We start from the raw sequence: 26,857 nt of genomic DNA, 5'->3' as shown, positions 1-26,857 counted from the left end.
TGGATAAGTCCGATCCAGCCGTTACTCCTTGTCGGTGCGCGGTAACGTTCGGCGGATGCGCTGGGAGGAGCTCTTCGACGATCTCGAGGCCCGGTTCGCGGAGCAGGAGCGCGAAGAGGCCGAGGCCGACCTGATCGGGCTGGTGCGCGCCGAGCGCGAGCGGGTCTCCTTCGTCGACCGGATGCGCGCTCACCAGGGCGCTTGTCTCATCCTTGATCTGCGGGACGGAAGCAGCCGCCGGGGAACGGTTCTCGATGTCGGTAAGGACTGGGTGCTGCTCCGGGCGCCGGCCGGAGCAGCCGGACGGGAGAACGACCTGCTGGTCCCGGCCGAGTCGGTGGTCTCGGCCGGCGGGCTGTCCCGGTTCTCGCTGGCTGCCGGTGAATCGATCGGGCGCCGATTGCGTCTGAACACGGTGCTGCGGGGACTGGCCCGGGACCGCTCAGCGGTGGCGCTGGACTTCTGGCCCAGCGGTCACCTGGACGGCACGATCGATCGTGTGGGTGCTGATCATCTGGATCTGGCGGTTCATCCGCCGGATGCCGTGCGCAGGCCGGGTGAGGTACGGCAGATGCGTACCGTTCCGTTCTCGGCCCTGGCCGCCGTGCTGGTCCGTTAGAGCTGGTCCTGCTCGGCGTCGGCCGAGGGGCGTCCGCGCACCATCTCGCGGGTCTCCGCGTACTTGCGCTGGATGTACTCCTCCAGGATCGTCGTCTCGACCCGCCACTGGCCTCGGCCGCCGATCTGGATCGCCGGCAACTCACCGGTACGCACCAGTGCGTAAGCCTGTCGGGGGGAGATGTTCAGTTCCTCCGCGACGTCGGCGAGTTCCAGGAAACGGGGAGTCACGCAGCCCTCCTGCGGCGGTGGTGACCGGCCATCCGGGCCGGCCGATCTACAGGCCAGTCTGTCATGCCGGGCTCCTGGTCCCACGAGTTATCCACAGCAAGCACGAAGCCCGGTTTGTCCACAGGCTTGGGCAAATGCGCTTCCGATTGATCCGGTTTCTGCCACGATGTGCGCACGCAGTGACAGGTCGGTCGCCGTCTGCTCGCATGTCCGTTCCGGGCGTCGCGGTGGCTTCGGGAAGACCACGTCGAAACTGCACGGGGATCGAAAAAGGGGGCGGCATGGCGGTGTCCGAACTCGCGCCGGTGACGGCAGCGGCACCACGTCTGAGGCGGCCGGGCTGGCGGGACCCAAGACTCATCGTCGGCCTGGTGCTGTTGTTCGGCTCGGTCGCGGCCGGGGCCCGGCTGATGTCCGAAGCGGGCCAGTTGCGCGCCGTCTATGCGGCCCGCACCGCCCTGCCGCCGGGCACCGCTCTGACCGCGGACGTCCTGAAGGTGGTCCGAGTACGGGTCGAGGGCGCCGGCGCGGGGTATCTGGACGCGGCCAGCCCGTTACCTGCGGGCGCAGTACTCACCCGCACGGTCGGTGAAGGCGAGCTGATCCCGATGGCCGCTATCGGATCAACGGCCAGCCTGAGCGTCCGTCCGGTCGCCATTCCGTTCGACGGCACCCCTCCGGCCGGTCTGGTGGCCGGTGGGCGCGCCGACATCTGGGCCGCCGACAAACATCGTGAGCAAGCCCGCGGTGGATACCAGGCACCCCGCCAGATCGCTTCGGGCATCGAGGTCTTCGCGGTCTCAGGGCCTGGTACCGGGCTGAGTTCGGGGCGCTCCGGAGCGCTCGAGGTGCTGGTTCCGCAGGAGTCGCTCTCCGAAGTTCTGGACGCCCTGGCCAACGAGTCCAAGCTCAGCGTTCTGCCGGTGCTCGGCACGCCTCGTCCGGCCACCCGGTCGTGACGCTCACCGTCCTCACCGCTGTCGTCGGGGATCGCGAGGCCCCGCTGGTCTCCGGTCTGGAACGTTCGCCGTTCGACGTCACGGTGGTCCGTCGCTGCGTCGATGTGCTGGACCTGCTCTCGGCCGCCTCGGCAGGTCTGGCCCACGCGGTTGTCCTGTCCGCCGATTTGCAGCGCCTGGACCGTGACACGGTGACCCGGCTGCAGTTAACCGGTCTGGCCGTGATCGGGCTGGCAGCTCCGGGCGACGCGAACGCCGCCGAGCGCCTGACCCGGCTCGGGGTGGACCCGGTGCTGTCCGCCGATGCTCCGGTCGAGACGATCGCCGCGGCTGTGGCCGACGCAGTCACCGAAGTCGCCGGCCAGCAGAAGCTCCTCGGCCATCCGGCGGTAACCGTGGGGGCCACCGACCTCGGCCTGGGCGATCCGGCAACGGCCTTGCCCGGTCTGCCCGGCCCGGACGGGTCCGACGGGGTCAGGCATACCCGGCCGCCCGGCCGGATAGTCGCGGTCTGGGGTCCGGCCGGTGCTCCGGGCCGCACCACGGTGGCCGTCACGCTGGCATCACAACTCGCCGCCGCCGGGCAGAAGACGCTCCTGGTGGATGCGGACACTCACGGCGCCAGCGTGGCGCAGACACTCGGTCTGCTCGACGAGTCGGCCGGTGTCGCGGCGGCGGCCCGGGCCGCGAACCAGGGTGCTCTGGACCTGGACAAGCTGGCCGAGCTGGCTCCACCGGTAGGACCCGGACTACGGGTGCTGACCGGGTTGCCGCAGTCCCGGCGCTGGCCCGAGTTGCGGGCCTCGGCCCTCGAAGTGGTCTGGGAGAAGGCCCGCACCCTGGCGGCCTGGACGGTGATCGATGCAGGGTTCGGTCTGGAGGCCGACGAGGAGCTGATGTTCGACACGGCATCCCCGCGTCGTCATGCGGCCACCCTGAGCGCGCTGACCGCCGCGGACGTGGTGCTGGCCGTCGGCTCGGCCGAGCCGATCGCCCTGCAACGCCTGATCGCCGGTCTGCCCGAGGTCAAGGACGTGGTCGGCCCGGACGTGCGGGTGGTGGTCACCCGGGTCCGGGACACCGCGGTCGGTCCGCGAGCTGGCCAGCTGATCACGGAGGCGCTGCACCGCTATGCCGGGGTTGCCGAGGTCGTGCTGGTCCCGGACGACCGCTCGGCCCTGGACGCGGCCATGCTGCAGGGCAAGTCGCTGACCGAGCATGCTCCGGGGTCAGTGGCCTGCCGTCCTTTCGAGTCGCTGGCTGCGGCGCTGGTCAAAGAGTTCGGCCCGGTTCCCTCCGCCGGAACTCGTCCCCGTCGGCGCTCGCGCTGGTCGCGGCGCAGCGCGTGAGTTCGCCGGAGCCCGGCTTCTACGATGCCCGGATGGAGACGAGCGGTGAACTGCGGGGCCTGATCGTTGACTGGGGTGGCGTGCTCACGGCTCCTCTGGACGAGGCGGTCACCCGCTGGGCCGCGGCCGAGGGCATCGGGATGGACACCTACGCCTCGGTGATGAAGAACCTGGTCGATGAGAGCGACTCACCGATCCACTCCCTCGAGCGGGGAGAGCTGGATCCGGCTGCCTTCGAGCAGGTGGTGGCGGAACGATTCCGGGCCCAGGGGACACCGGTCGAGGCCGACGGCCTGCTGACCCGGATGCTCGAGGGTCTGCAGGCCCTGTCCGAGGACATGGTCGGGTTGCTGCGCCGGGCCCGCAAAGCCGGGCTGCGGACCGCTCTGCTGTCGAACTCCTGGGGCGAGCACTACCCCGAGCACCTGTGGATCGGGGCTTTCGACGAGGTGGTGATCTCAGGCCGGGTCGGCCTGCGCAAGCCCGAACCGGAAATCTTCCGGCACACCTGTCGGCTCCTGGATCTGGCCCCGCAGCAGTGCGTGTTCGTCGACGACCTACGGGCCAACATCGTCGGGGCCGCGCAGACCGGCCTGATCGGTGTCCACTTCACCTCTTACCAGGACGCCGTGGACGAACTCGAGATCCTGTTCGGCCTCGATCTGCGCTGAGCACCGGCGGACGCGAGAATGTGGTTTCGCATCCGTCCGGGAGGTGCCGATGAAGGCGCGGCCGCGACGACGCCGAGCGCCTTTCGCGGTACAGGCTGCCCGGCGGGCCACCGGTATCAGGATCGATCCCGCACATCTGCATCTCACCCTGCGGTTGCCGGCGCCTGGCGCGCGCCCGATCGCGTCGGGCGGGCGCTGGGGGATCGTTCTCGGCGGTGGTGGCGTCCTCGGATCCGCCTGGTTGATCGGGGCCCTGACCGCGTTGGAGGAACATCGGGGTCTGGACGCCCGCGACGCCGACCTCATCATCGGAACCTCGGCGGGATCGGTGATCGGGGCCTTGCTGGCCGCCGGTATTTCCGTCGCTGAGCAGCGCAAACAGCAGCTGGGCGGTGACACCCCCCCCTTCGGTCGGCGGATCCAGCACTTCTTCGATCCGGACCGGCCGGTGGGCCGGTCCGCGCCGTCGATGCCGAAGCTACGGCCAGGTGGCGTCCCCATGCTCCGTACCCACCGCAAGACCCTGCACGAGCTGCCCTTCATCACCGTGCTGGCCGGCCTGGCCCCGATCGGCCGGCAGCGGATGAGCGGGGTCCGGGCGCTGGTCGAGGCAGCGGTCCCGCCGGGTGAATGGCTGCCGGACGACCGGTACCGGGCGGTGGCTCTCGACTACGACAGCGGGAATCGCGTGCAGTTCGGTGCGCCGGGGGCTCCGGCCGTGGGCCTGTCCGACGCGGTCCTGGCCTCCTGCGCGATTCCCGGCTGGTTCGAGCCGGTCGACCTGCTCGGGCGCCGGTACGTGGACGGCGGAATGTGGTCCAACAGCAACGCCGATCTGGCCGCCGGGGCCGGTCTGGACGAGGTCTTCGTGCTGGCCCCGATGTTCTCCGCGGTCTACGACGAGCCCGGTGACTGGCGCGCGCGGACCGAGCGCCGGATCCGGGTGCTGAGCACCCGCCGGGTGCTCAACGAGGCCCGGCTGGTGCAGCGGGCCGGCGCGACGGTTACGGTTCTGGGTCCGGGCCCCGATGACCTGCGGCTGATCGGGCACAACCTGATGGCTCCGTCCCGGAGGAGACTGGTGTTGAGCAGCGCCATCCGGTCCGCTCGGATGGCGCTCGGCGAACCGGCCGTCCCGCCGGACGAGTGAGACGAAAGTGGACCAATGACGAGGGTGTACGTCCCGACCACGCTGACTGTTCTGGCGCAGATGGCGAAACGTGGGGTGCTCAACCCGGACGCGGCCGACTCTGCGCCCCTGCCCGCGCACGCCGTGACCGCGGCGATCCGCGAGTGGTACACCGACGACGACGTCGAGAGCCTGGAGTTCGCCGCGCTCACCGAGGCCGGCGAGGCATCGCTGCGGATGCTGGCCGAGGACCCGCGCTTCCCGCGCCGGGTCGTGCTCGCGCTGGACGTCCCGGCCCAGGCCGTGCGACCGGAAGGCCCGTTCCGGTCCTCGGTCACGCTCGAGGTCGAGGTGCCGTTGTCCGAGGTCGTCAGCCTGCACGTGGACGAACCCGAGGCGGAGGACATCATGCTCGCCGCGATCGCGGCGCTGAACGCGGCTGACGCCGGTGACGAGGACGCGCAGTTCCTCCTCGAGGAGGCCAACGCCTGTGACCTGCTCTGGTACGACATCAGCGAGATCGACGACCTGATCTCCGACTGATCGCTGATCGGTGTGCGGCCCGTCAGCCGGCGGTGAGCCGCCGACGGGCCGAACAACGATGCCGGTCAGGAACGCTCGGCCAGCCACTGGGCGCCGATGCGCCCCTCGGCGTCGATCGCGGCCCGGACCGCAGGTTCGGCCGCCTTCTCCACCTTGCTCCCGAACAGCGGGATCTTGGCCTTCAGTTCGCCCACGACCTGCTCGACGCACCCACCGTCGGGTGCCGGGGCAAGCGTGAGCGTGCCCGTCAGCCGGACCGGCACGCCGCTCAGTTCGACGTCGATGCTGCCGTTGCGGCTGCCGTCGGGGGCGGCCGGGCCCCACTTCTCGGTCTGCGTGATCGTGATGCTCGTGCTGATCATCGCCCGGAACGCATCCGGGACGACTTCCGGCGGCAGCGTCCGGTGGCTGACGATCACCGCGGACTCGCCTTCCTGCTGCACCCGGACGTCCCACGCGCCCTTGGAGATGGTCCCCACCTTGCGCTCCTGGAACGCCTGGTCCGTGAGCATGGCGAAAACGCTGGCTGGGTCGGCTCGGTAATGCATGTCAGCGGTCACGCGCACGGATGACACCCTTTCGGCTCATACAGATGATGGCCCGATCGAATCGACAAGACTCCTCGGACGACCGGACCGCGTTGTCGGCTGGTCGCCGTCGCAGGCAAGGGTAGGGTCACGGGTCGGAGGCCGCGCCAGGAGCGTGCCGCCGTGCACAGCGTTCTCTCTCACATGTTCTGGGGTGCCGCGTGATGTCGGGTGGTCCTTTGACGTTGCCGACGACGGAAGGGGACAGGGAGGCGCTGCTCGCAGGCGCCCAGCGGGCCGGGCGGGAGATCACCGCCCAGGAGCCACCAGGCCGGCCACAACCGGACCCGGGTGAGTTCCTGCACCGCTACTTCCGCAACGTCGCTCTCGACGACCTGCGTGAGCGGTCCGCTCTCGATCTGGCCGGGCTGGCGTTCTCGCACCGCGAGCTGGCTGCGCTCCGGCCTCAGGGCACCGCGCTGGTCCGGGTGTTCACTCCCACCGAGGAGACGCACGGCTGGTCGTGCGGCAACACGGTGATCGAGATCGTCGTCGAGGACATGCCCTTCCTGGTCGACTCGGTGAACGCCGAACTCGCCCGGCTCGGTTGCGAGCTGCAGATGACGATCCACCCGCAGTTCGTGGTGCGACGCGACGTCACCGGCGCGATCCTCGAGATCCTGCGGGTGGAACCGCACCTGGCCGCCTCGCGTTCGGCCGGTGCCGGTGGCCAGTCGCTGCCGCGCGACGCCCAGCCCGAGTCGTGGATCCACGTCGAGGTGGGCCGGGAGACGGATCCGCAGCGTGTCGCCGCGATGGAGCAGGGCCTGCGCCGGGTGCTGGACGACGTGCGGGTCGCGGTCGAGGACTGGCCCAAGATGCGGGCCACCGCCGACCGGATCGCCGACGACCTGCAGCACACGCCGCCCGTCGGCCCGGCCCGGGCCGAGGCGGAGGAGGGCGCGGAGCTGCTGCGCTGGCTGGCCGCAGGCCACTTCACCTTCATCGGCTACCGCGAGTACGACCTGATCGAGCGCGACGGCGAGGACCTGCTGATCGCCCGCACCGGCACCGGGCTGGGTGTGCTGCGGCACGACCAGGACGCCCGGGGCGCCCGCGCACTCACCCCGCAGGCCCAGGTCAAGGCCAAGGAGCCGACGCTCCTGGTGCTGACCAAGGCGAACTCCCGCTCCACCGTGCACCGGCCCGGTTACCTCGACTACATCGGGGTGAAGACGTTCGACGAGAACGGCCGGGTCACCGGGGAACGCCGATTCCTCGGCCTGTACGCCTCCACCGCTTACACCGCCGACGTCCGGGACGTGCCGGTGATCCGCCGCAAGGCCGAGGCGGTGCTCTCGGCGGGCGGGTTCTCCCCGGACAGCCACTCCGGCAAGGACCTGCTGGAGATCCTCCAGGTCTACCCCCGCGACGAGCTGTTCGAGATCCACGCCGAGATGCTCGCGTGGATCACGATGACCGTGATGCAGCTGCAGGAACGCCGGCGCACCCGGCTTTTCCTGCGGGTGGAGGACTACGGCCGTTACGTCTCCTGCCTGGTCTTCCTGCCCCGGGACCGCTACGTCACGTCGGTCCGGCTGGCGATCGAGCGAGTCCTGCGGGAGGCGATCGGGGCCCGGACCGCCGACTACACCGCCCGGGTCACCGAATCGGTCCTGGCCCGGCTGCACTTCGTGGTCCGGGTGGAGCCCGGCGCGGCCGTGCCCGATCTGGATCTGCCCGCGCTCGAGGAGCAGCTGGTCCGGCTGACCCGCAGCTGGGACGACGACTTCGCCGAGGCCGCCGCGCAGCAGGTGGGTGACGCCGACGGCGCCCGGCTGGTGCGTGAGTGGGGCTCCGGCATCGGCCAGGCCTACCGGGTGGACGTCGAGCCGGAGACCGCGGTCGCGGACCTGTGCCGGCTGGACGGGATGGACGCGGCCGACGACCGGGCCGCAGTGCTCGGGATGAAGCTCTACGAGCCGGAAGGCGCGGCCCCGGGCGAACACCGGTTCGTTCTCTACCGCCGGGAGCCGCTGTCTCTGTCGGCGGTGCTGCCCTACCTGACCAACCTCGGGGTGGAGGTGGTGGACGAGCGGCCCTACGCGTTCAGCTCGGCCTCCGGCCGCCAGGGCTACATCTACGACTTCGGTCTGCGCGGGGCCCAGCCCCAGGTGACCGGCAGCCTGGCCACGCACGAGCGGCTGCACCGGCTGTTCTGCGAGGCGTTCGAGTCGGCCTGGTGGGGCGACGCCGAGAGCGACGGCTTCGAACGCCTCGTGCTGGTGGCCGGCCTGGACTGGCGGCAGGTCTCGGTGCTGCGCGGTTACGCCCGCTACCTGCGCCAGACCGGCTCGACGTTCGGCCAGGACTACATCGGCGACTGCCTGGTCTCCAACCCGCAGATCGCCGTCCTGCTGACCGACCTGTTCGAAACCCGTTTCGACCCGGACCGGTTCGGCGGCCAGAACGCCTCCGGCCTGGACACCGAGGGCCGCCACACCGAGTCGGTCGCCCTGGTCTCGAAGATCTCGGCCGCGCTCGACGAGGTCTCCAGCCTCGACCAGGACCGCATCCTGCGCTCCTTCCTGGCCCTGGTCCAGGCCACCACCCGCACCAACCGCTACCTGTTCGAGGACGACGCCCAGCCGGCCACCGGGATCCGCCGCTCGCTGGCCTTCAAGCTCGACCCGCACGCGGTGCCGGAACTGCCGGCCCCCCGCCCGGCGCACGAGATCTTCGTGTACTCGCCCTGGGTGGAAGGCGTGCACCTGCGGTTCGGCGCCGTCGCCCGCGGCGGCCTGCGCTGGAGCGACCGGCGGGAGGACTTCCGCACCGAGATCCTCGGCCTGGTCAAGGCACAGATGGTGAAGAACGCGGTGATCGTGCCCACCGGCGCCAAGGGCGGTTTCGTGGCCAAGCGGCTGCCCGACCCGGCCGTGGACCGGGACGCGTGGCTCGCCGAGGGCATCGCCTGCTACCGCAGCTTCATCGGCTCGCTGCTCGACGTCACCGACAACCGGGTGGTCCAGGAGGACGGCAGTCAGCGGATCGTGCCGCCGCCCCGGGTGTTCCGGCACGACGGCGACGACAGCTATCTGGTCGTTGCGGCGGACAAGGGCACCGCGGCGTTCTCCGACCTGGCCAACGAGGTGGCCGCCGGCTACGGGTTCTGGCTGGGCGACGCGTTCGCCTCCGGCGGCTCGGTCGGATACGACCACAAGGTCATGGGCATCACCGCCCGGGGAGCCTGGGAGAGCGTCGACCGGCACTTCCGCGAGCTCGGCCACGACGTCGCCACGATGCGGACCAGCGTGGTCGGTGTCGGGGACATGAGCGGCGACGTGTTCGGCAACGGCATGCTGCTGTCGAAGGCCCTGCAACTGGTGGCCGCCTTCGACCACCGGCACATCTTCCTCGACCCGGACCCGGATCCGGACACCTCCTACACCGAGCGCTCGCGGATGTTCCGGCTGCCTCGCTCCAGCTGGGCCGACTACGACACCGGCCTGATCAGCGAAGGGGGCGGTGTCTTCCCCCGCAGCGCGAAGTCGGTGCCGATCACCCCCCAGGTCGCGCAGCGTCTGGGCATCCCCGCCGACCGCACCGCGATGCCCCCGAACGAACTGATGAAGGCCATCCTGGCCGCCCCCGTCGACCTGCTCTGGAACGGCGGCATCGGCACCTACGTCAAGGCCTCGAAGGAGAGCCACGGCGAGGTCGGGGACAAGGCCAACGACGCCATCCGGATCGACGGCCGGCAGCTGCGGGCCCGGGTGGTCGGTGAGGGCGGCAACCTCGGCCTGACCCAGCTCGGCCGGGTGGAGGCCGCGCTGTGCGGGGTGCGGGTGAACACCGACGCCATCGACAACTCGGCCGGCGTGGACTGCTCCGACCACGAGGTCAACATCAAGATCCTGCTCGACGCCCTGGTGGTGGCCGGGCGCCTGGACGCAGGTGAACGCACCGAACTGCTGGCCTCGATGACCGACGACGTGGCCCGTCTGGTGCTGCGCGACAACTACGAGCAGAACGTGCTGCTCGGCAACGCCCGCCGCCAGTCGCGCGGCATGCTGCAGGTGCACCAGCGCTTCATCCAGGCGCTGGAAGCCCGGGGCGCGCTGGACCGGGCGCTGGAGTTCCTGCCGGACGACGCCGGCCTGGCCGAGCGGGCCGCGGCCGAGATGGGACTCAGCTCGCCGGAGTTCTCCGTGCTGGTGGCCTACGCCAAGCTCACCCTCACCGAGGACATCGTCGACACGGCGTTGCCTGACGACCCCTGGCTCGACCGGGTGCTGGTCGGCTACTTCCCGCCGCAGATCGGCAAGAACTACGCCGACGCCCTGGCCGCCCACCCGCTGCGCCGGCAGATCGTCACCACGTGCCTGGTCAACGACATGGTCAACCGCGGCGGCATCACCTTCGCCTTCCGCTGCCAGGAGGAGACCGGCGCCGACCCGGAGCAGATCGCCCGCGCCTACATCGTGGCCCGGGAGGTCTTCGGGTTCGAGGCCTTCGCCCGCTCGGTGGAGGCCCTGGACGGCCTCCTCTCCACCCACGACCAGGCCTCTCTCTACCTGGGTTTCCGGCGGCTGCTGGACCGGGCCGTGCGCTGGTTCCTCCAGGCGGTGCCGGGGACCATCGACATCGCCGAGCAGGTGGCGCGGTTCGGCCCGGTGATCGCCGAGCTGGCCCCGCAGATCCCCGAACTGGTCGGCCCGGAACAGCGCACGGTGCTGGTGGCCGAGATCGAGGAACGCAAGCGCAGCGGGGTACCTGAGCCGCTGGCCCGGCAGGCGGCCGGCCTGCTGACCCGCTACATGCTGCTTGACATCACCCAGATCGCGAACCAGGTGGGAGCCGACCCGGCCGAGGTGGCCCGGGTCTACCTGACCCTCTCGGAGCGCTACGCCGGGCAGAGCCTGCTGCGGCGCATCTCCGGCCTGCCCCGCAGCGACCACTGGCAGTTGCAGGCCCGGGCGGCGCTGCGGGCGGACCTGTACGCCGCGCTGGAGTCGCTCACCGTGGCGGTGCTGACCCGGACGGAACCCGGTGCGCCGGCCGACCGGATCGCGCAGTTCGAGCAGGCCAACGGCGACCGGCTGGTCCGGGTGCGCTCGACCCTGGAGGAAGTGATCCGGCTGCCGGCGGCGGACGTGGCGGCGCTGTCGGTGGTGCTGCGCTCGCTGCGGAGCATTGTCTGACCCGGCCTGCGCATCCTTCATACCTGGTAAACGCCGGGGGCATCCCGAATGTGAGGCCCCCGGCGGAAAACCTGCCCCGGCGCGATCACCGCAGTCGGACGTCTACTACGACCGATAGTTAGAGTTGCCCGCATGCCCACGATGAAAGACCTGGTTGCCAAGCACACCAACCTCGGCCAGGCCGACCTCGAGTGGCTGCAACTGCTCACCGGCGACTGGCAGCTGCTGTCCGACCTGTCGTTCGCCGACCTGGTGCTTTGGGTCCCGCGCAAGGACGACGGGGGCTGGGTCGCGGTCGCGCACTGCCGGCCCAGTACCGGCGTGACCGTCTACTACGACGACGTCGTAGGTACCACGGTCGAGGCCGGACGGCGTCCGCTGCTCGATCGTGCCTACGAGCAGCTGCGGATCTGCCGGGAGCGGGGGACCGACTACCAGGAGGACGTCACGGTCCGCGAGGAGACCGTGCCGGTGCTGCGGGCCGGCCGCCCGATCGCGGTGCTGGCCCGGCACACCAATCTCTCCGCCGCCCGCACCCCCAGCCGGCTCGAGCTGACCTACCTGCAGTGTGCCGATGAGCTGACCCGGATGATCTGTGAGGGCGAGTTCCCGGCCCCGGGGGCACCGAGCGGTCCTCGCCGGGGCGCCCCGCGGGTCGGTGACGGCCTGATCCGGATGGACAAGGACGGCAAGGTCACCTACGCCAGCCCGAACGCCGTTTCCGCCCTGCACCGGCTGGGGCACTTCGGCGAGGTGGTCGACCACAGCCTCTCCGAGATCGTCACCTCGTTGCTCGACCAGCCCGGACTGGTCGACGAGTCGCTGCCGCTGGTGCTGATGGGCCGGGCGCCCTGGCGCAGCCACATCGAGAACCACGGCGCCACGCTGTCGATGCGGGCGGTGCCGCTGAAGACGGCGGGGGAACGGACCGGCGCCCTGCTGCTGGTGCGCGAGATCTCCGAACTGCGCCGGCGGGAGCAGGAACTCCTCACTAAGGACGCGACGATCCGTGAGGTCCATCACCGGGTCAAGAACAACCTCCAGACGGTGGCCGCCCTGCTGCGCCTGCAGGCCCGCCGGATCAAGTCCCCGGAAGGCCGCGGGGCCCTGCAGGAGGCGATGCGCCGGGTCTCCACGATCGCTCTGGTGCACGAGACACTGTCCGAGGGCTTCGGCGAGAAGGTCGACTTCGACGATGTGGTGGGCCGCACCCTGTCTCTGGCAGTCGAGTTGGCCGCGCCCTCTACGTCGGTGAAGATTCGCAGGGAGGGGCGCTTCGGCGAACTGCGGGCCGAGAACGCGACCCCGCTCGCTCTGGTCCTGACCGAATTGGTGACGAACGCGGTCGAGCACGGCTTCCGGGAGCGCGGCGGCACGGTCACCCTGATCGTCGAGCGCAACGGCGCCGATCTACGGGTGACGATCCGGGACGACGGCACCGGGCTTCCCGAGGAGTTCCGGGCCGGGCAGTCCGGACTCGGCACGCAGATCGTCCAGGCCCTCGTGAGCGGTGAGATGCGGGGGCGCATCTCGTGGGCGCCGGCACCGGAAGGCGGCACCGACGTCATTGTCGAGGTCACCCTGCGTAAGGCGACGGCGAGCGTCTCGCGCGACGAAATGCCCGAGGGCTGAATTACCCCGCAAACACACGATGTCCCGGGCATCCAGGTGGCGATGCTCCGGGACATGCAGTGACCGGTGGTCCAGACGGCGCGGTTCGGTTTCCGCGCTGGATCAGGAAACCTGCTGCGCGATGGTGGTCTTCGCCGAACGGGCCGCCGGATCCGGTACCTATGCGCCGCCGCGTCTCAAATGCCTGGTCGAGTGGCATTTTCGAAGGGCCGGTGGCGCGTCGTCGTTCGATGGTGCGGAAGTGCTGCTGCCGCAGGCTGTATGACTCAACCGCGGCAGCGGTGTTGCTGATAGGTGCTGTGTCGCCGAGAAGCGGCGGCGGATACTGCGATCTTTCGACTGCTGACGTTGCGGTTGCCGAACCCCGATTGTGTCGGCGGCTCGGCCGCACGTTCCTGAGCGACCGCAGTACCCGCGCCGGCCTGGTCCACGGTGGGCTGACGAAAGTCAGCCGGCGCGACGGGCCCGAGCGTTACGGCGCTTCAGCGCACGACGCTCGTCCTCCGAAAGGCCACCCCAGACACCGGCGTCCTGGCCGGAGTCGATGGCCCAGCGAAGGCACGTCTCGACGACCTCGCATCGACGGCAAACAGCCTTGGCTTCCTCGATCTGAAGGATCGCAGGGCCGGTGTTCCCGATCGGGAAGAACAGCTCCGGGTCCTCCTCGAGGCAAGCTGCCTCATGGCGCCAGTCCATGGGATCGTCCACTCCTCACGCCCGGGTGGGCGGTCGTATACGGTACGAGGCGCGGCGGCAGACGCCTTGCCTCATGGGTTGGTGGCCTGCTCCCGGTTTACGGGTTGTGGCCCAGGTCGACCGGAGAGTCTCCAGCCGTCGGTGATTGCGTTTTTCTTGCTCCCACCGGATCTAACGACCAGCCTCACACGCTTGTGCCCGCTTTCACAAGGGTTTTCCCCGAGTGATCTGAGCGACGTTTCGTTGCCCACGGTCACGATGCAGGACTGTAGTCGTTAGAACACGCTGCGTATATACGTAGCTGGTCATTGCTATCGGCAGAATCTGCCTGGTTGGACAGTGGTTCGGTTCTGTCGTGTCCGTTCTGTGACCCTGAGTGTGGGGCAAAGAACGCATTAGGTGAACGCGTTCCCACGGCGCGTACATTCCTGGGTGCACGCCGTGAAAGAGCCAGAAGAGTGGTGTCAGGATTCTTCTGGGTGTTCCACGCAGAGTGATCCGTGTCTTGCCTGCCCCTTATATTGGCGCACGCGCAAGCGGTTTGCAGGCCGAAGTGCCCAAAAGACCCCAATAGGGCCGAGCGGGTGCAGCACCGGAAGAATGGCTTTCGCGCTCTTAAGTCGGAGCTGATGCGCTTGTGACATTCGTTGCGGCGGAACGATCCTCGTGACGGGGAACCGTGGCGGGTTCGGTTTTACGGTAGCGCGTTTAATCGCTATCGGGTGAATGGACGATGAAGGAGAGGATGTGTTCGATGCCGAGGCAGGAAAGCCCGGCGGGGCAGGACCAGGAGGGTCCAGGCGGTCGTGAGGACCTCCGTCTCCTGGTTGCTGTCCTGGTCGGGCTGGAGGCGCTGGCTCTGCTCGTAGGGGCGGTGCTCCTGGTTGTCGAAGGGCTGGGCGCATCGCGGCCGGTGAACGGGATCGGGCTCGGCGTCATAGCGGCCGTCATCGGCCTGGCTCTGGCCGGCTGTGTTCGTGGGCTGCGGGAGGGCGCGCGCTGGACCAGGGGGCCGGTGATGACCTGGCAGCTGCTTCAGGCGGGGGTAGGTATGCCGGTGTCTGCAAGCAACTACTGGTACTACGGCATTCCCATCCTCGCCATTGCGGTCGTAGTGGGCTTCCTGGTCGCAGGGAAGCACGTGATCGTCCGGGAGGAAGACGCAGCCGCCTGAGGGGCGCTCAGAAGGCGCCTGGCGGCGCAGAAGGCGCCTACGCGGCCTTTGTGCCGCTCCGGGCGGCCGAGGGTGTTCAGAAGACGTTGCCAAAGACAGAACGGGTGTCACTCGGGATCCCGAGTGACACCCGTTCTGCGTTCGTCAGAGCTCTTGGGTGAGTCCGCTGCGCAGGATGTTCAGGCTCTTGGTCAGCAGCCGGGAGACATGCATCTGGGAGACGCCCACCTCGGCCGCGATCTGCGCCTGTGAGAGGCCCTTGCCGAACCTGAGCTCCAGAATCCGCTGCTCCCGCTCGGGCAGGCGGGCCAGTAGCGGGCGCAACGTCTCGCGCTGTTCCACCAGTTCCAGCCCGGCGTCCTCGAAGGCTTTGCCCATTCGGTCCGACTCGTCGGCCGTTGTGGGCAGCGGGACCGTGATGTAGGCGCTGGCGGTGTCCAGGGCCTCGATCACCAGGTCCGCATCGACGTCCAGGTGCTGGGCGATCTCCTGGACGGTGGGGGAGCGGTCGAGGGTGTGGGTGAGGGTTTCGCGGGCTTCGGAGACGCGGCGGCCGAGGTCCTGGATGCGGCGGGGGATGCGCATGGCCCAGCCGCGGTCGCGGAAGTGGCGGCGGATTTCGCCGACGATGGTGGGTACGGCGAAGGCGGCGAAGGCTCCGCGGTGGGGGTCGAAGCGGTCGACGGCGTGCAGGAGGCCGATGGTGCCGACTTGGACGAGGTCGTCGTAGGGTTCGCCGCGGCCTTTGAAGCGTTGGGCGAGGTGGTGGACCAGGGGGAGGTGGGCCTCGATCACTGTGCGGCGTAGCTGCTGGTACTGCGGATCGGTCTTGGGCAGGGCAGCCAGCCGGAGCAGATCAGGATCGGACTGGGCGGGGGTGTCGCCCTCGTCCTCCCGGACGTGACGGCCCCGCGGGCGGGCCGCCCCGGCCGTCTCCTCGTCCAGGTCTTCGTTCTCGCGTAGCCGGGCAGCCACGCTGCTGATCGAGGCGGCCGGGGTCTGGGCGGCCCGTCGGTGCGGGGCCCGGACCGGTGCCGCCTCGGCCGGAGCACTCACCTGGTCGTCGAGAACGGACTCCGGGGGGAGGGCCGATTCGTCCTGCTGGCCAGGTGGATCAGTGCTCTCGCCGGCGTCCGGGGTCTCACCCCGCTGGGGTGTGCGCTGCAGCACGCTAAGCGTCGTCTCCTGCTGCTGGATCACTGGTCTCCCCGTCCGACGTACGTCAGTTTGATCCACGCGCCGTGCTCGCCGACGCCGGTGACGACCTCTCCGGCGAGGGCCCGGAGCACCGACCAGGCGTAGCCCTGCCCTTCGGGAAGCCGGCTGAGCGGGCCAGTGATCAGGATCGAGAGCGTCCCGCTGCCGGGCGGCCCGACCTCGAAGCCGGCGGTTAGCACCTCGCCCGGGTGGGAACGCCCACGCAACAGCAGGGAGCAGGCCTCGTCCACGGCGATCCGCAGGTCCTCGATCTCGTCCAGCGTCAGATCGAGCCGGGTGGCCAGCCCTGCGGTCGCGGTCCGGATCATCGCCAGGTACGCCGGATCGGCCGGTACTCGCAGATCTACGGTGTCCGTGCTCCGGACGGTCTCGGAGCGGCTGCCGAGCGAAATCGTGCCCACACCCTTCCATGACCACGCAGAACGCGCCGGATTGTTGCGGTGCGCGGTTCGTCCGTTACCGAACGAGACCAATGTCACCATGCGGCAAGAATAGAACACACTGCGTTGTGCATGTCGACGTAACTAGCGCACTAGTCGTGAGCATTTTCCGAGCCTGTCGCTGTATGTCACAACCTGCTGGACGGTGCTTGCATATCGTCACACCCGCCTCTCTCCGAGCGTCCAAGCGTGACGGTTTCGACATCTGGGGACAGATTCGTTGCTGTCCGAAATCGCCTGCCGGCCGAATTCCTCATGATGGACGTCGGCGGGTCCCGGAGCGAGGTCGCGTTCACCATCTCATCGCGTCCGGCCGTCATCGGCAGGTCCGTCCGGATGCGCCACCTGTAAGGAGAGCACCTTTCCTCCGACGATCAGCAGCCCACGGCCCGGTGGTCCGGCCGGGCGGCGGTTCAGCCGGACACCCAGCACATCGCCGTCGATCGGCGAGACCGCGCCCAGGACCAGCCCTTGCCGGGCATCCCGGGCCAGCGCCAGAACGCCGCGGTAGGCAGCCGCGATCTCCGGTCCGGAAGCCGCGACCACGAGGTGGCCTCCGGCGGCAAGGTGCAAAGCCAGGACCTCGGGAAGCTGATCGGTGCCGGGACCCGGCAGTTCCGGGCCGGGGGGATGATCCAGAAGCACTACCGAGCCTGGTTCTTCTCTGAGGTACCCGGCCAGGGTGGACACGTCCTGCGCTTGCCGGGCGGTGCCTGCAGGAAACAGGAACGCGGGAAGCCCACACTCGCGCAGGCCTTCCCACAGGCTCGCCAGCGCGGTGGAGCGTCCGCTGCCCCGCGATCCGAGAACGACTGTGACCGGAGCGGCCAGGACATCCAGGCGGATCGGCTGCGTCCGGTCGCCGCCGATTCCGATCGGGACCAGGCCCGGTGAACGCCGGCCGTGTGCACCGACCCGCGGCAGATGGGCTCGCGAGATTTTCACCGGCAGGGCGGGCACCCGCCACGCATCGTCTGTTCTCACCCGTCGACCTGAGACTCCTGTGGCCGGGCGAGCAACCTGAAGCTGATGAAAGGCGTTCCGCGGCGGGGCGAGCCACCAGCCACGGCCGGGAGGCCCGGTGCCGCGGGCGGCTCCCGCCGGAACTCCGAGCACCATTGCGTCGGCCGGATCCGGCAAGGCAAGCACCAGCCGTTGCGGGAACAGCGATGACAGGTGCCCGGTCAGGAACTGGACGCCTCCGGTCACGGCCACACAGATTCCGCAGCCCGGTCCATCCCGCAGCAGTCGCAGCAGATCGTCGTGGAGGTCCATCAGACCGGGCTCCGCCCAGGCGGAGGTCAGTGCTTCCCAGCCGTCCACCAGGAGGAGCACCGGGTCCCGGGCAACCGGCTCGGCCTGGCGTTCCTGCAGCACGCCGAGCATGAGCCGGAGCAGCCGCTCGGCACGTTCATGATCGTCCGGCCGGATCACGGCCGCCCAGCCGTCCCGCTCCAGATCGCCGAGTTGCCCGGTGGCGTCCAGAACACTGCAGTGGACGTCCCTCACCCCTGCGAGCCCGACGATCCGGGCCGCTGTGGTGCACAGTGAGCGGATCACGTTCGAGCGCCCGGACCGAGGTCCGCCGACCACCGCCAGATGCCCCGTGCTCAGATCCCAGAAAGCCGGTTCCTGGAGTTGCTCCTCCGGCAGGTCGATCAGTCCGAAGGGCAGGCTTCGGCCGGTGACCGGTGCGGCGAGATCAGCGGTGCTCAGGTCGGTCGGCAACTCCGGCAGCCAGGGCGCCTGGGTGTGATCGAGCCCAAGTAACGCGGCGGCCGACTGAGCGGCCACCACGACACGCTCGAGATCGACCGGCCCTGCTTCTTCCTCGTTCTCCATCGTTGGTGCTGGTGCCTGGGCAGTGTCGAGCACTCTTACTGTCGCTTTCTTCCCGGTGGTGAGTGCCGGTGTTCTTCCCAGCACCCGGGCCGTCTGGAACTGGACTGGAGGATCGGCTCCGGCCCGCAGCAATGCCCGCCCCGGAATGCTGGGCAGGACGGAGGCCGCCGGATCCGAGATCAGGTCCTGGGAGTCGGCGGCGTCGCGCACCCGCAGGGCGATCCGCAGATTCATGTTCGCGGTGATGTCCGGCGATACCACGCCGGCCGGACGCTGGGTGGCCAGCACGAGATGGATCCCGAGTGAGCGGCCGACAGTGGCGATGCGGACCAGTCCGGTGACGAATTCGGGAATCTCCTCGGCGAGCACCCGGAACTCGTCGACGATCACCATGAGCCGGGGCATCGGATCGAGGCTTCCATCGCCCTGCCGGGCCGTGAGGTAGCTCTCGATGTCGACGCAGCCGGCGTTCAGCAGAATCCGTTCCCTTCGGCGTAGTTCCGCGCTGAACGAGATCAGGGCCCGTTGAGCCGACTGCGGATCCAGGTCAGTGAGAACGGCACCGACATGGGGAAGGCGGGTGCAGGACTGGAAGGCGGCCCCACCTTTGTAGTCCACCAGCAGAAAGGTCAGGCGCTGCGGGCTCGAGCCCAGGGCCAGCGAGGCGATCAGGGTCTGCAGCAGTTCGGACTTGCCTGCCCCCGTTGTTCCGCCGATCAGCAGGTGCGGCCCATCCGCGGCCAGGTCGACCACCACCTGTCCGGTTGCCGACCGTCCGAGCACTGCACGAATCGGGTCTGAGCGGGCCCAGGCCTGAGCCAGTTCGGTCGTCTCGACCGGCTCCGGGCGGCCGCCCTGCCGAAGCTCCTCGAGCAGGTGCACCTGCTCGGGAAGGCCGCCGGCGCCCTCGGGAGTGGCGTCCCTCAGCGGTGCGAGATCACGGGCGAGGCGGGCTGCCCAGCGAGAACCTGCAAGGTCCGGCCGGAACGACAGCGGCGGCTGACCGGCCCGACGCAGGGTGGCCCGGGCTTGGTCGGTCGCGTGGACGATCGTCGCCGAGCATTCGAGGGGAAGCGCGGACTCGTCCCGTTCCAGGCAGACGACGACGCAGACCGGTCGGTCGGCGTGCGGGTCCGCAGTACCGGCCTGAGCGAGCACCCGGGCCACGTCTGCCTGCCCACGCAGGCGCCGGGCGCCGTCAAGAACGAGAACACTGGGCTGATTCTTTCTGGAACCTGAGGTTTCGGGTGGCCGGTGATGAGGGAGCCAGTTCAGCCAGTCCCACTCGTCGGCCCCTTCCGGCGTTGCGGCGAGGTCGGCTCCTGGTGGTTTGGATCGCAGCAGACTGATCGACAGGTCGAGTGGTGAGTGCAGAACCGAGAGCTGGCCGATGATCGACCGGGCGGTGCTCAGCGCCGACTCACGCCGACCGCTGATACCGATCACCCGAAACGCTTTCAGCTCCAGCACGACCGGTGCGTCGGGGTGCGTCGGCCGACGGTGACCGGCCGGGGATGAAGCATCGCGGATCACGGCGGAGGAAGGCACCTCGCCGCGGCCCAGCCGTACCGTCAGGGCCGCAGGGTGCTCAGCCGTGCGATGCCACAGTTCGGTGGTGGGGATACGTGCCATCGTCCCGATCCGGGCCAGGTCGGGGTGCGTCAGGTCCAGATATTCGGCGTCTGCGGTGAGTGATCGCTGCAGTTGCTGCTGTGCCTCGCGGACGGCGGTCTGATGGCCCACCGTACGGGCAAGACCTTCTCGCCTGCCCCGGCGCCGGTCGGTGAGGTATTGCGCCAGCATCAGCAGGGGACTCAGAACGGCGATCAACAGATAGGCGGGCTGGCGCCAGATGATTGCGGCGGGAACGGCGAGCAGCAGCGGGGCGAGAACCATGAGCCAAGGCAGATGCTGACGGGCCGGTTCCTGCGGGGGCGGCGGCAACTCGACGATTGATTCGGGTCTCGGCGCTCCGAGCGGTCGGCGCCGGTTCACCAGCAGGTGTCCTTCGCCATCGGGGACGGCGGCTGCGGCCGGCTGATCGGGGGTGCGTACCAGCAGTGTGCTCCCGCCGACCCGGACCGCGGTATTCACCGGAAGCGGGCGGCCTGTCTCGCCGACGGCCGATCCGGACAGCCAGGTTCCGTTGGCTGACAGCAGATCCCGGATCCGGACGATGCCGTCTGCGGTTTCGAGTTCGGCGTGCCGCCGGGAAAGGTCTGGATCGGCCAGTGGTACATCACAGGAACTCTGTCGCCCGATCAGCAGCGGGCCGCCGGGTGTCAGCGGATAGGTAAACCCGGCATCAGGCCCGGAGACCACGTGGAGTTCGAGCCCGCCGTCGTACCTGATCGGCAGTTCTCCAGGGTCCCCCATAACCAGCGTCGCCCCGTGCAGGACCGGAGGTAGACCGATCGGCTGCGTTGATGGTAGGGCTCGCCCGGAGCAGTGAAATAAATTGAACGAGAGTGCATTACGTTGGTGCGGAGAGGATCGGAGCGCATCGCTCAAGGGGCCGGTCGCCATGTCCAGGGTGGTTCCGCGATCGGCCTCGATCTCGACATCAACTGGCTTCACTCCAATCTCAGGAAGCACAATGGTCAGCCGAAGTTTCATGGTTCGATTGTGCGCCTCTTATAGGGCATCTCGGGACGCCCTGTGGATAACTTGCGAAGGACTGCCGGAACGGGCGGTTTCGTTCGGGGTTGTGGATAACTGAATTGGCATCTGTCCGGATTTGCGTATGCTGCGGGCCACGGGGAGTTGCGGCGAGTCCGCACTGAGAACGGATCGATCCGGCGGGGGAGGAATCGATGGACGCTGTCGCGATCGTGTCCGGTGAAGTGCGGGAGCTGATCCGGCGGGAAGGGATTGACCCGGGCCGGGATTCGGCCGGTCTGCGACGGCTGGTCGAGGCGGCGATCGCGGCGTACGACGAACGCTCCCTCACTCGGGCGCTGCCCCCGCTGGCGGATACTCGTCAGGCGGTCAAGCGGGTGCTCGACGAAGTCTCCGGTTTCGGGCCGCTGCAGCCGTATCTCGACGATCCCTCGATCGAGGAAATCTGGATTAACGATCCAGGGCAAATATTCATTGCACGTTCCGGTGTCAGTGAGCTCACCACGACCGTCCTCTCCGACCAGGAGGTTCGTGACCTGGTCGAGCGGATGCTGAAGTTCTCCGGCCGCCGCGTCGACCTGGCGAGCCCGTTCGTGGATGCGATGCTGCCCGACGGCTCCCGGCTGCATGCTGTCATCCCGGACATCACACGATCCTCCTACGCGGTCAACATCCGCAAGTTCACCGTGGTCTCCACCCGTCTGGACGACCTGGTCACTCTGGGAACCCTCAGCCCGCACGCTGCCGAGTTCCTCAAGGCATCGGTGGCCGCCGGGCTCAACATCCTGGTCTCCGGGGGTACTCAAGCGGGCAAGACCACCTTGCTCAACTGTCTTCTGGGCGCCGTCCCGGCCCGTGAGCGCATCATCACCTGCGAAGAGGTGTTCGAGTTGCGGGTCGCGCTGCGCGACTGCGTGGCCATGCAGTGCCGGCAGGCCAGCCTCGAGGGCACCGGTGAGATCCCGTTGCGGCGGCTGGTGAAGGAGGCCCTCCGGATGCGGCCCAACCGGCTGATCGTCGGCGAGGTCAGACAGGCCGAGAGTCTCGATCTGCTGCTGGCACTCAACAGCGGTCTACCCGGGATGGCCACGGTGCACGCCAATTCGGCCCGCGAGGCCGTGGTGAAGATGTGCACCCTGCCGCTGCTGGCCGGGGAGAACGTGAGCGCCCGGTTCATCGTCCCGACCGTGGCCAGCTCCATCGACCTGGTGGTCCAGATCCGGCTGGATGCCGACGGACGTCGCCGGGTCAGCGAGATCATCGGTGTGCCGGGCAGAGTCGAGGCCGACGTGATCGAGACGACCGAGATCTTCGCCCGCCGTCACGACCGGCTCAGCCGGGCCGAGGGATTCCCGCCACACCCCGAACGCTACGAACAGGCCGGGATCGACATCGCGGCGTTGCTCCGCGGCGGCTGGAGGTGAACCGATGGGAGCGCTGCTGGGACTGATCGCCGGGGTTGGGCTCTTCCTGGTCTGGTGGGCCTGCTGGGAGCCGGAACCGCGCCCCGCGGAGACCAGGACCAGCGTGATCGGGCGACTGCGCTCGTTGCTGCGCGAGGCCGATCTGCCCTCGGTCTCGCCCGCTGCCTTCTTCACGGTCTGCGGGGCGACCGCCGTCGGCGTCGGTCTGATCGTCCTGGCCTTTACCGCTGTCGCCTCACTGGCCGGCTGTTTCGCAGTCATCGCAGGCTGGGCGCCCTACTCGGTGATCCGGGCCCGGGCCCGTCGGCGCCGACAACGGCTGCGCGAACTCTGGCCGGACGTCGTGGACAACCTCGCCTCCGGCGTCCGGGCCGGTCTTTCCCTGCCGGACGCGCTTTCAGCCCTGGCCGACCGTGGTCCTGAACCGCTGCGTCCGCCGTTCCGGGCCTTTGCTCATGACTATCGGCTGAGCGGCAACTTCGCGGACTCGCTGGACGCGCTGAAGACCCGACTGGCCGACCCGACCGGTGACCGGCTCTGCGAGGCCCTGCGGATCACCCGTGAGGTGGGCGGGTCCGACCTGGGCAAGCTCCTGCGTAACCTGTCGATGTTCCTGCGGGACGACGCCCGGGTCCGTTCCGAGATGGAAGCCCGGCAGAGCTGGACGGTTTCCGCCGCCCGTCTCGCAGTGTCGGCCCCCTGGCTCGTCCTGGCTCTGCTGGCCACGAAACCCGAGTCGGTACAGGCCTACAGCAGCGCCACGGGTTCGGTGGTGCTGATCTTCGGAGGTGCTGTCTCCGTGCTGGCCTATCGCCTGATGACCGTGATCGGCAGGCTTCCGGAGGAACGGCGGGTGCTGCGCTGATGGCCGCGGCAGGTGCATTGCTCGGAGCTGTGGCCGGGTTCGGGGCCTGGCTGGTCATCCTCGGGGTGCCCTGGCGCAGCGGGCCCACGCTGGACCAGCGCCTGGCTCCCTACCTCCGGGGCGCCCGGCTGTCGACCGATCTGGACCCGGCTCGTGGATCGGCCTGGCAGGAGTGGCTCCAGCCGGTCCTGGCCACCGCATCGGCCTGGGCCGCGCGGGTGAGCGGAGGCAATGCCTCGGTCGAAAGAAGACTTCGGCGGCTGGGTTCTGGCCTGGCGATCGAGCAGTTCCGGGCGCAGCAGGTGCTGGCCGCAGTAGTCGGTGCCTGTCTTGGCGCCGGTGTCAGCGGGCTGATCGCAGCGAGCAACGGTCTCAGCGTGGTCACTCTTGTCGGGCTCGTGCTGATCGGTGCGTTGCTCGGGGTGCTCGGCCGCGACCAGGCGCTGGATTGGCAGGTACGTCGACGAGAGCAGCGCATCTTGGCCGAGTTTCCCTCCGTCGCAGAGATTCTGGCGCTTGCGGTCGGTGCCGGTGAAGGGCCGCTGGGCGCTCTGGACCGGGTGGCCCGAACCTGCTCGGGCGAACTGTCCGACGAAATTGCGCAGACTCTCGCCGACGCCCGTACCGGTCGGTCGCTGACCGATGCCCTCAACGATCTCGCCGTTCGCACCTCCATCCCCAGCGTGGCACGGTTCGTCGACGGCATGGTGGTGGCGATCGAACGCGGCACTCCCTTGGCCGACGTGCTCCGGGCTCAGGCCCAGGACGTCCGAGACCTCACCCGGCGAAGACTCATGGAGGCCGGTGGGCGGCGGGAGATCGGGGCCATGGTGCCCGTGGTTTTCCTGATTCTGCCGGTCACGGTGCTCTTCGCGCTCTATCCCGGCTTGGCAGTACTCGAACTCACGGTCTGATCGTCAGATCCAGCAGAAACCGAACGGGGAATGCAATGTCCGAAGTAGTTCAGCCGGATCGGCTGTGCGCCCACCGTCCGAACCGGCTGCTCCAGGGGAGCAAGTCACATCAGCAAGGCGGATCGCACCGGACGGGTCGACTGCACCACCTGAACGGCCCGGACCCCGTGAACGGGAAAGGTGGCGTGGACAGGCGGCGAGGCGTGAGTGGGGACCACAGCGTGTGTGGGGAGCACGGATTGAACAGGGAGCACGGCTTGAACGGATTGCGCCCCCGGTACCGGACGCGCCCTCGGTACCGGGTGTATCGGCCAAGCCCATCGCAGGGAGCGAACTGGCTGGCCAGCCTCACGCACTACGTGGCCGCATCCGTCTCCACCCGGATTCACCTGAGCCGTAGGGAGATCCGGCGCAGCCATGAGCGGGGCGACGTGCCCGGCTGGGTGCTCGTGACACTGATGACGGCTGGTCTTGTCGTGGCGCTATGGGGAGCGGCCGGCCCGCGGCTGGTACAGATTTTCAACGACTCTGTGGACAACGTTGTGGGCGGCCCGTGACCGTAGCGGCGGCGGTCGGCAGGCGACGGGAGTCCGGCGAACCCTGAGCGTCACCACCTGACAGCAGGGCACAACAAGACGTGGACAGTTGGGGGCAGTTCGGGTGAGTAGCAATTCGCGGGGGAGGGGCAGTTCTCCAGCCACCAGCCCGGCTGAGTCAAAATCCCGTCCGGACAGGCAAGGCATGCCCACGGCACGGGAACGCCGGTGAATTGGCAAGAATGCAGCGCCGCCGCATCCCTGGGGCGGCCCGAACGCGATCGTGCTGCGAACGGAAAGCGGTCGCACAGCAGTGACTCTGGATCGGCAGTGACCGATTTCGTCATGGTCGGTGCCCTGACAGTGTTCCTGTTTCTGGGCCTCGTCCAGCTTGCGCTCACCGTTCACGTTCGCAACGTCCTGACCGACTGCGCGGCTCAGGGCGCCCGGTTCGGAGCTCTGGCCGACCGCGATCCTGAGGCAGGTGCCGTCCGCACCCAAAGTCTCATCGCTGAGGCGCTCTCCCCGGGATATGCGGAACAGGTCTCGGCTCGGTTGGTCGATCTGGAGGGAGTCACCACGGTCCAGGTAGAGGTGCGGGCCCCGGTGCCCGTTGCCGGCTTGATCGGGGTAGGGCGCAGCATCAGCGTCACCGGGCACGCATTGGCCGAGGCGCCATGATCACAGCAGACGCAAATCGAAGCCCGGCCAAGGCCCGAGGTAGGTCTAGGACCAAGGCCAAGCCCAGTGCCGGGGGCAGGCAGACGGTCGAGGACAGGCCCAATACCGAGGCCACGAACAGAACTGGCACCAAGCCCAGACCCAGAACTGAGGCCAAGCTCAGCATCGGAACCCGAGCCGAGGCCAGGCCCGGAACTGAAGCCAGGCCCAGCGTCGGGATCCGGGCCGAGGACAGGTCCAGAACTGAGGCGAAGCTCAGCATTGGGATCCGGGCCGAAGACAGGTCCAGAACTGAGGCCAGACCGGGAACTGAGGCCAAGCTCGGCGTCGGGATCCGGGCCGAGGTCAGGCCCGGAACTGAAGCCAGGCCCAGCACCAAAGGCAGGGCCGGGGACCGACCCAAGGCCGAATCCAGACCCAGAGCCATGAGAACCGGCGGCGACGAAGGCTCGGCGGTGATCGAGTTCGTGGCTCTGGGCCTGCTGCTCATGCTGCCGGTTGCCTATCTGGTGCTCGTGCTCGGCCGGATTCAGGCGGCTTCGTTCGCGGCCAACGGTGCGGCCCGCGAGGGCGCCCGTGCCTTCGCGGCGGCCGACAGCGATGCCGAAGCACAACGTCATCTCGCCATCACCACCGAACTTGCCTTGAGAGACCACCATTTCGCTGACGAAGCAGGCGAGGTAGCCATCTCCTGCACTGCTTCGCCCTGCCTGACTCCGGGAGAACGGGTCACCGTCGAGGTGCAGATCGCCGCGCGATTCCCCTGGCTGCCCGCCGGGTTTGCCGACGCATTGAATGCGCGCGTCGTGGTGAGCGCCAGCCAGGCCGAGGTGGTGGACGAGTTCCGGGAGGCAGGACCCTAGATGCCACGGTCACCTATGGACGAGACGCCGCCGAATAATCGGCAGCGATCTGGGGATGAGCAGTTTCCCCAAGGCCGGCAACCAGGTGGAGGCCGGCGATCGCCGAAGGGCCAGCGGCTCTCCAGAGGCAAACACGCGTCGAGGGAGAAGCAGCCACCTGAAGGCCGGAGACCCGCGCACCTCGAAGCTGAAAGCGGCCAGATCCTGCTTCTTGTAACCGGATTCGTTGTCCTGGCGATTCTGCTGGTTCTGGTGACGGTCGATGTCACGGCGCTGCATCTGCAGCGTCAAGCCTTGCAGGCGGCCGCCGACGGGGCTGCCCGGGATGCCGCCGATGCGTTGGACGAGGCAACGTTCTACGAGCACGGCGCCCAGGAGCGACCCGTTGCATTGACGGACGCCAGTGTCCAGGAGAGCGTGCGTGACTACCTCAGTCAGGCGCCGGAATCACTGGTAGAACTCCAGATCGGGGTGGGTGGGCCGACCGGCGCTCTGGACGAGGCCACCGCTGAAGTGACGCTGACTGGTCGAGCTCGCGTTCCGCTGGTGGCTGTGGTGGTGCGGCGCTGGGCGTCAGGAGTGCCGCTGGAGTCGACGAGTCGCGCCTCGGCCCAAGAAGAGCCCTAAGAGACAGCCTGCCGGCAAGGATCCCTCGGATGCGCTACGCGCAGACGAGGTGGCCCGCGCAGACGAGGTGGCCCGCGCAGACGAGGTGGCCCGCG

General features: G+C 68.9%; 22 protein-coding genes. 16 read left to right on the top strand and 6 right to left on the bottom strand.

The window, feature by feature from the left end:
* The first annotated feature begins 55 nt into the window (after positions 1–55).
* Positions 56–619: a hypothetical protein gene (locus LR394_RS31435; RefSeq protein WP_231448243.1), complete on the top strand. Its 564-nt coding sequence runs from the start codon at positions 56–58 to the stop codon at positions 617–619.
* Here the strand turns inward: LR394_RS31435 and LR394_RS31430 are convergent.
* Positions 616–849 carry a helix-turn-helix domain-containing protein gene (locus LR394_RS31430; protein WP_231448242.1) on the bottom strand — a complete coding sequence of 78 codons (234 nt, stop codon included), beginning with the start codon at positions 847–849 and terminating at the stop codon, positions 616–618. The two genes, LR394_RS31435 and LR394_RS31430, sit on opposite strands and share 4 nt — an antisense overlap.
* Before the next feature lie 281 nt (positions 850–1,130).
* Between LR394_RS31430 and LR394_RS31425 the strand changes: the two genes are divergently transcribed.
* Genes LR394_RS31425 through LR394_RS31405 form a run of 5 tightly spaced genes read left to right on the top strand, consistent with a single transcriptional unit; the run spans position 1,131 to position 5,500 of the window.
* Positions 1,131–1,808 (top strand): SAF domain-containing protein, encoded by a 678-nt coding sequence (locus LR394_RS31425; RefSeq protein ID WP_231448241.1) that lies wholly within the window; start codon positions 1,131–1,133, stop codon positions 1,806–1,808.
* The gene (locus LR394_RS31420; RefSeq protein ID WP_231448240.1) at positions 1,805–3,157 is read left to right on the top strand and encodes an AAA family ATPase; all 1,353 of its coding nucleotides are present in this window, start codon (positions 1,805–1,807) and stop codon (positions 3,155–3,157) included. The genes LR394_RS31425 and LR394_RS31420 overlap by 4 nt, the downstream gene beginning before the upstream one ends.
* Before the next feature lie 32 nt (positions 3,158–3,189).
* On the top strand, positions 3,190–3,828 hold the full coding sequence (locus LR394_RS31415) for an HAD family hydrolase (RefSeq protein ID WP_231448239.1): 639 nt from the start codon (positions 3,190–3,192) through the stop codon (positions 3,826–3,828).
* 49 nt (positions 3,829–3,877) lie between these two features.
* Positions 3,878–4,978 carry a patatin-like phospholipase family protein gene (locus tag LR394_RS31410; protein ID WP_231448238.1) on the top strand — a complete coding sequence of 367 codons (1,101 nt, stop codon included), beginning with the start codon at positions 3,878–3,880 and terminating at the stop codon, positions 4,976–4,978.
* A 15-nt stretch (positions 4,979–4,993) separates the two neighbouring features.
* Positions 4,994–5,500 (top strand): DUF6912 family protein, encoded by a 507-nt coding sequence (locus LR394_RS31405; protein ID WP_231448237.1) that lies wholly within the window; start codon positions 4,994–4,996, stop codon positions 5,498–5,500.
* A 65-nt stretch (positions 5,501–5,565) separates the two neighbouring features.
* On the opposite strand, the gene LR394_RS31400 is transcribed toward LR394_RS31405, so the two are convergent.
* The gene (locus LR394_RS31400; RefSeq protein ID WP_231448236.1) at positions 5,566–6,066 is read right to left on the bottom strand and encodes a DUF2505 domain-containing protein; all 501 of its coding nucleotides are present in this window, start codon (positions 6,064–6,066) and stop codon (positions 5,566–5,568) included.
* 200 nt (positions 6,067–6,266) lie between these two features.
* On the opposite strand from LR394_RS31400, the gene LR394_RS31395 reads away from it, so the two are divergent.
* The 3 genes from LR394_RS31395 to LR394_RS31385 all read left to right on the top strand — a co-directional run bounded on the left by LR394_RS31395 (position 6,267) and on the right by LR394_RS31385 (position 13,128).
* Positions 6,267–11,231 carry an NAD-glutamate dehydrogenase gene (locus LR394_RS31395; protein ID WP_231448235.1) on the top strand — a complete coding sequence of 1,655 codons (4,965 nt, stop codon included), beginning with the start codon at positions 6,267–6,269 and terminating at the stop codon, positions 11,229–11,231.
* A 132-nt stretch (positions 11,232–11,363) separates the two neighbouring features.
* On the top strand, positions 11,364–12,863 hold the full coding sequence (locus LR394_RS31390) for a sensor histidine kinase (protein ID WP_231448234.1): 1,500 nt from the start codon (positions 11,364–11,366) through the stop codon (positions 12,861–12,863).
* Between the two features lie 121 nt (positions 12,864–12,984).
* Positions 12,985–13,128 carry a hypothetical protein gene (locus LR394_RS31385; protein WP_231448233.1) on the top strand — a complete coding sequence of 48 codons (144 nt, stop codon included), beginning with the start codon at positions 12,985–12,987 and terminating at the stop codon, positions 13,126–13,128.
* Between the two features lie 182 nt (positions 13,129–13,310).
* Here the strand turns inward: LR394_RS31385 and LR394_RS31380 are convergent, their stop codons facing one another.
* On the bottom strand, positions 13,311–13,559 hold the full coding sequence (locus tag LR394_RS31380; protein WP_231448232.1) for a WhiB family transcriptional regulator: 249 nt from the start codon (positions 13,557–13,559) through the stop codon (positions 13,311–13,313).
* 754 nt (positions 13,560–14,313) lie between these two features.
* On the opposite strand from LR394_RS31380, the gene LR394_RS31375 reads away from it, so the two are divergent.
* Positions 14,314–14,733, top strand: a complete 420-nt coding sequence (locus LR394_RS31375; protein WP_231448231.1) for a hypothetical protein — start codon at positions 14,314–14,316, stop codon at positions 14,731–14,733.
* 144 nt (positions 14,734–14,877) lie between these two features.
* On the opposite strand, the gene LR394_RS31370 is transcribed toward LR394_RS31375, so the two are convergent.
* The 3 genes from LR394_RS31370 to LR394_RS31360 all read right to left on the bottom strand — a co-directional run bounded on the left by LR394_RS31370 (position 14,878) and on the right by LR394_RS31360 (position 20,849).
* Positions 14,878–15,933, bottom strand: a complete 1,056-nt coding sequence (locus LR394_RS31370; protein WP_231448230.1) for a SigB/SigF/SigG family RNA polymerase sigma factor — start codon at positions 15,931–15,933, stop codon at positions 14,878–14,880.
* A complete protein-coding gene (locus tag LR394_RS31365) occupies positions 15,930–16,433 on the bottom strand; it encodes an ATP-binding protein (RefSeq protein ID WP_231448229.1) in 504 nt (167 codons plus the stop codon). Before LR394_RS31365 ends, LR394_RS31370 begins: the two co-directional genes overlap by 4 nt.
* A gap of 258 nt (positions 16,434–16,691) precedes the next feature.
* Positions 16,692–20,849 carry an FtsK/SpoIIIE domain-containing protein gene (locus LR394_RS31360; protein WP_231448228.1) on the bottom strand — a complete coding sequence of 1,386 codons (4,158 nt, stop codon included), beginning with the start codon at positions 20,847–20,849 and terminating at the stop codon, positions 16,692–16,694.
* Positions 20,850–21,046: 197 nt separating this feature from the next.
* Here LR394_RS31360 and LR394_RS31355 point away from each other — a divergent pair, with 197 nt between their 5' ends.
* From LR394_RS31355 to LR394_RS42260, 6 genes are all read left to right on the top strand, one after another.
* Complete coding sequence (locus LR394_RS31355; protein WP_231448227.1) at positions 21,047–22,276, top strand: CpaF family protein; 1,230 nt, start codon at positions 21,047–21,049, stop codon at positions 22,274–22,276.
* A gap of 4 nt (positions 22,277–22,280) precedes the next feature.
* Positions 22,281–23,141, top strand: coding sequence for a type II secretion system F family protein (locus tag LR394_RS31350; protein ID WP_231448226.1), 861 nt, complete (start codon positions 22,281–22,283; stop codon positions 23,139–23,141).
* Positions 23,141–24,055, top strand: coding sequence for a type II secretion system F family protein (locus tag LR394_RS31345; protein WP_231448225.1), 915 nt, complete (start codon positions 23,141–23,143; stop codon positions 24,053–24,055). The genes LR394_RS31350 and LR394_RS31345 overlap by 1 nt, the downstream gene beginning before the upstream one ends.
* An 866-nt stretch (positions 24,056–24,921) precedes the next feature.
* Complete coding sequence (locus LR394_RS31340) at positions 24,922–25,272, top strand: TadE/TadG family type IV pilus assembly protein (RefSeq protein ID WP_231448223.1); 351 nt, start codon at positions 24,922–24,924, stop codon at positions 25,270–25,272.
* Positions 25,273–25,727: 455 nt separating this feature from the next.
* A complete protein-coding gene (locus tag LR394_RS31335) occupies positions 25,728–26,135 on the top strand; it encodes a pilus assembly protein (RefSeq protein ID WP_231448221.1) in 408 nt (135 codons plus the stop codon).
* On the top strand, positions 26,136–26,762 hold the full coding sequence (locus LR394_RS42260) for a pilus assembly protein TadG-related protein (RefSeq protein ID WP_331283117.1): 627 nt from the start codon (positions 26,136–26,138) through the stop codon (positions 26,760–26,762). It abuts the gene before it with no gap.
* Positions 26,763–26,857: the final 95 nt, after the last annotated feature.

The organism is Kineosporia babensis (genome assembly GCF_021129305.1).
Classification (GTDB): Bacteria; Actinomycetota; Actinomycetes; order Actinomycetales; family Kineosporiaceae; genus Kineosporia; species Kineosporia babensis.
The sequence above is the reverse complement of the archived record's forward strand: the minus strand, read 5'-3'. Positions and strand labels throughout refer to the sequence as shown.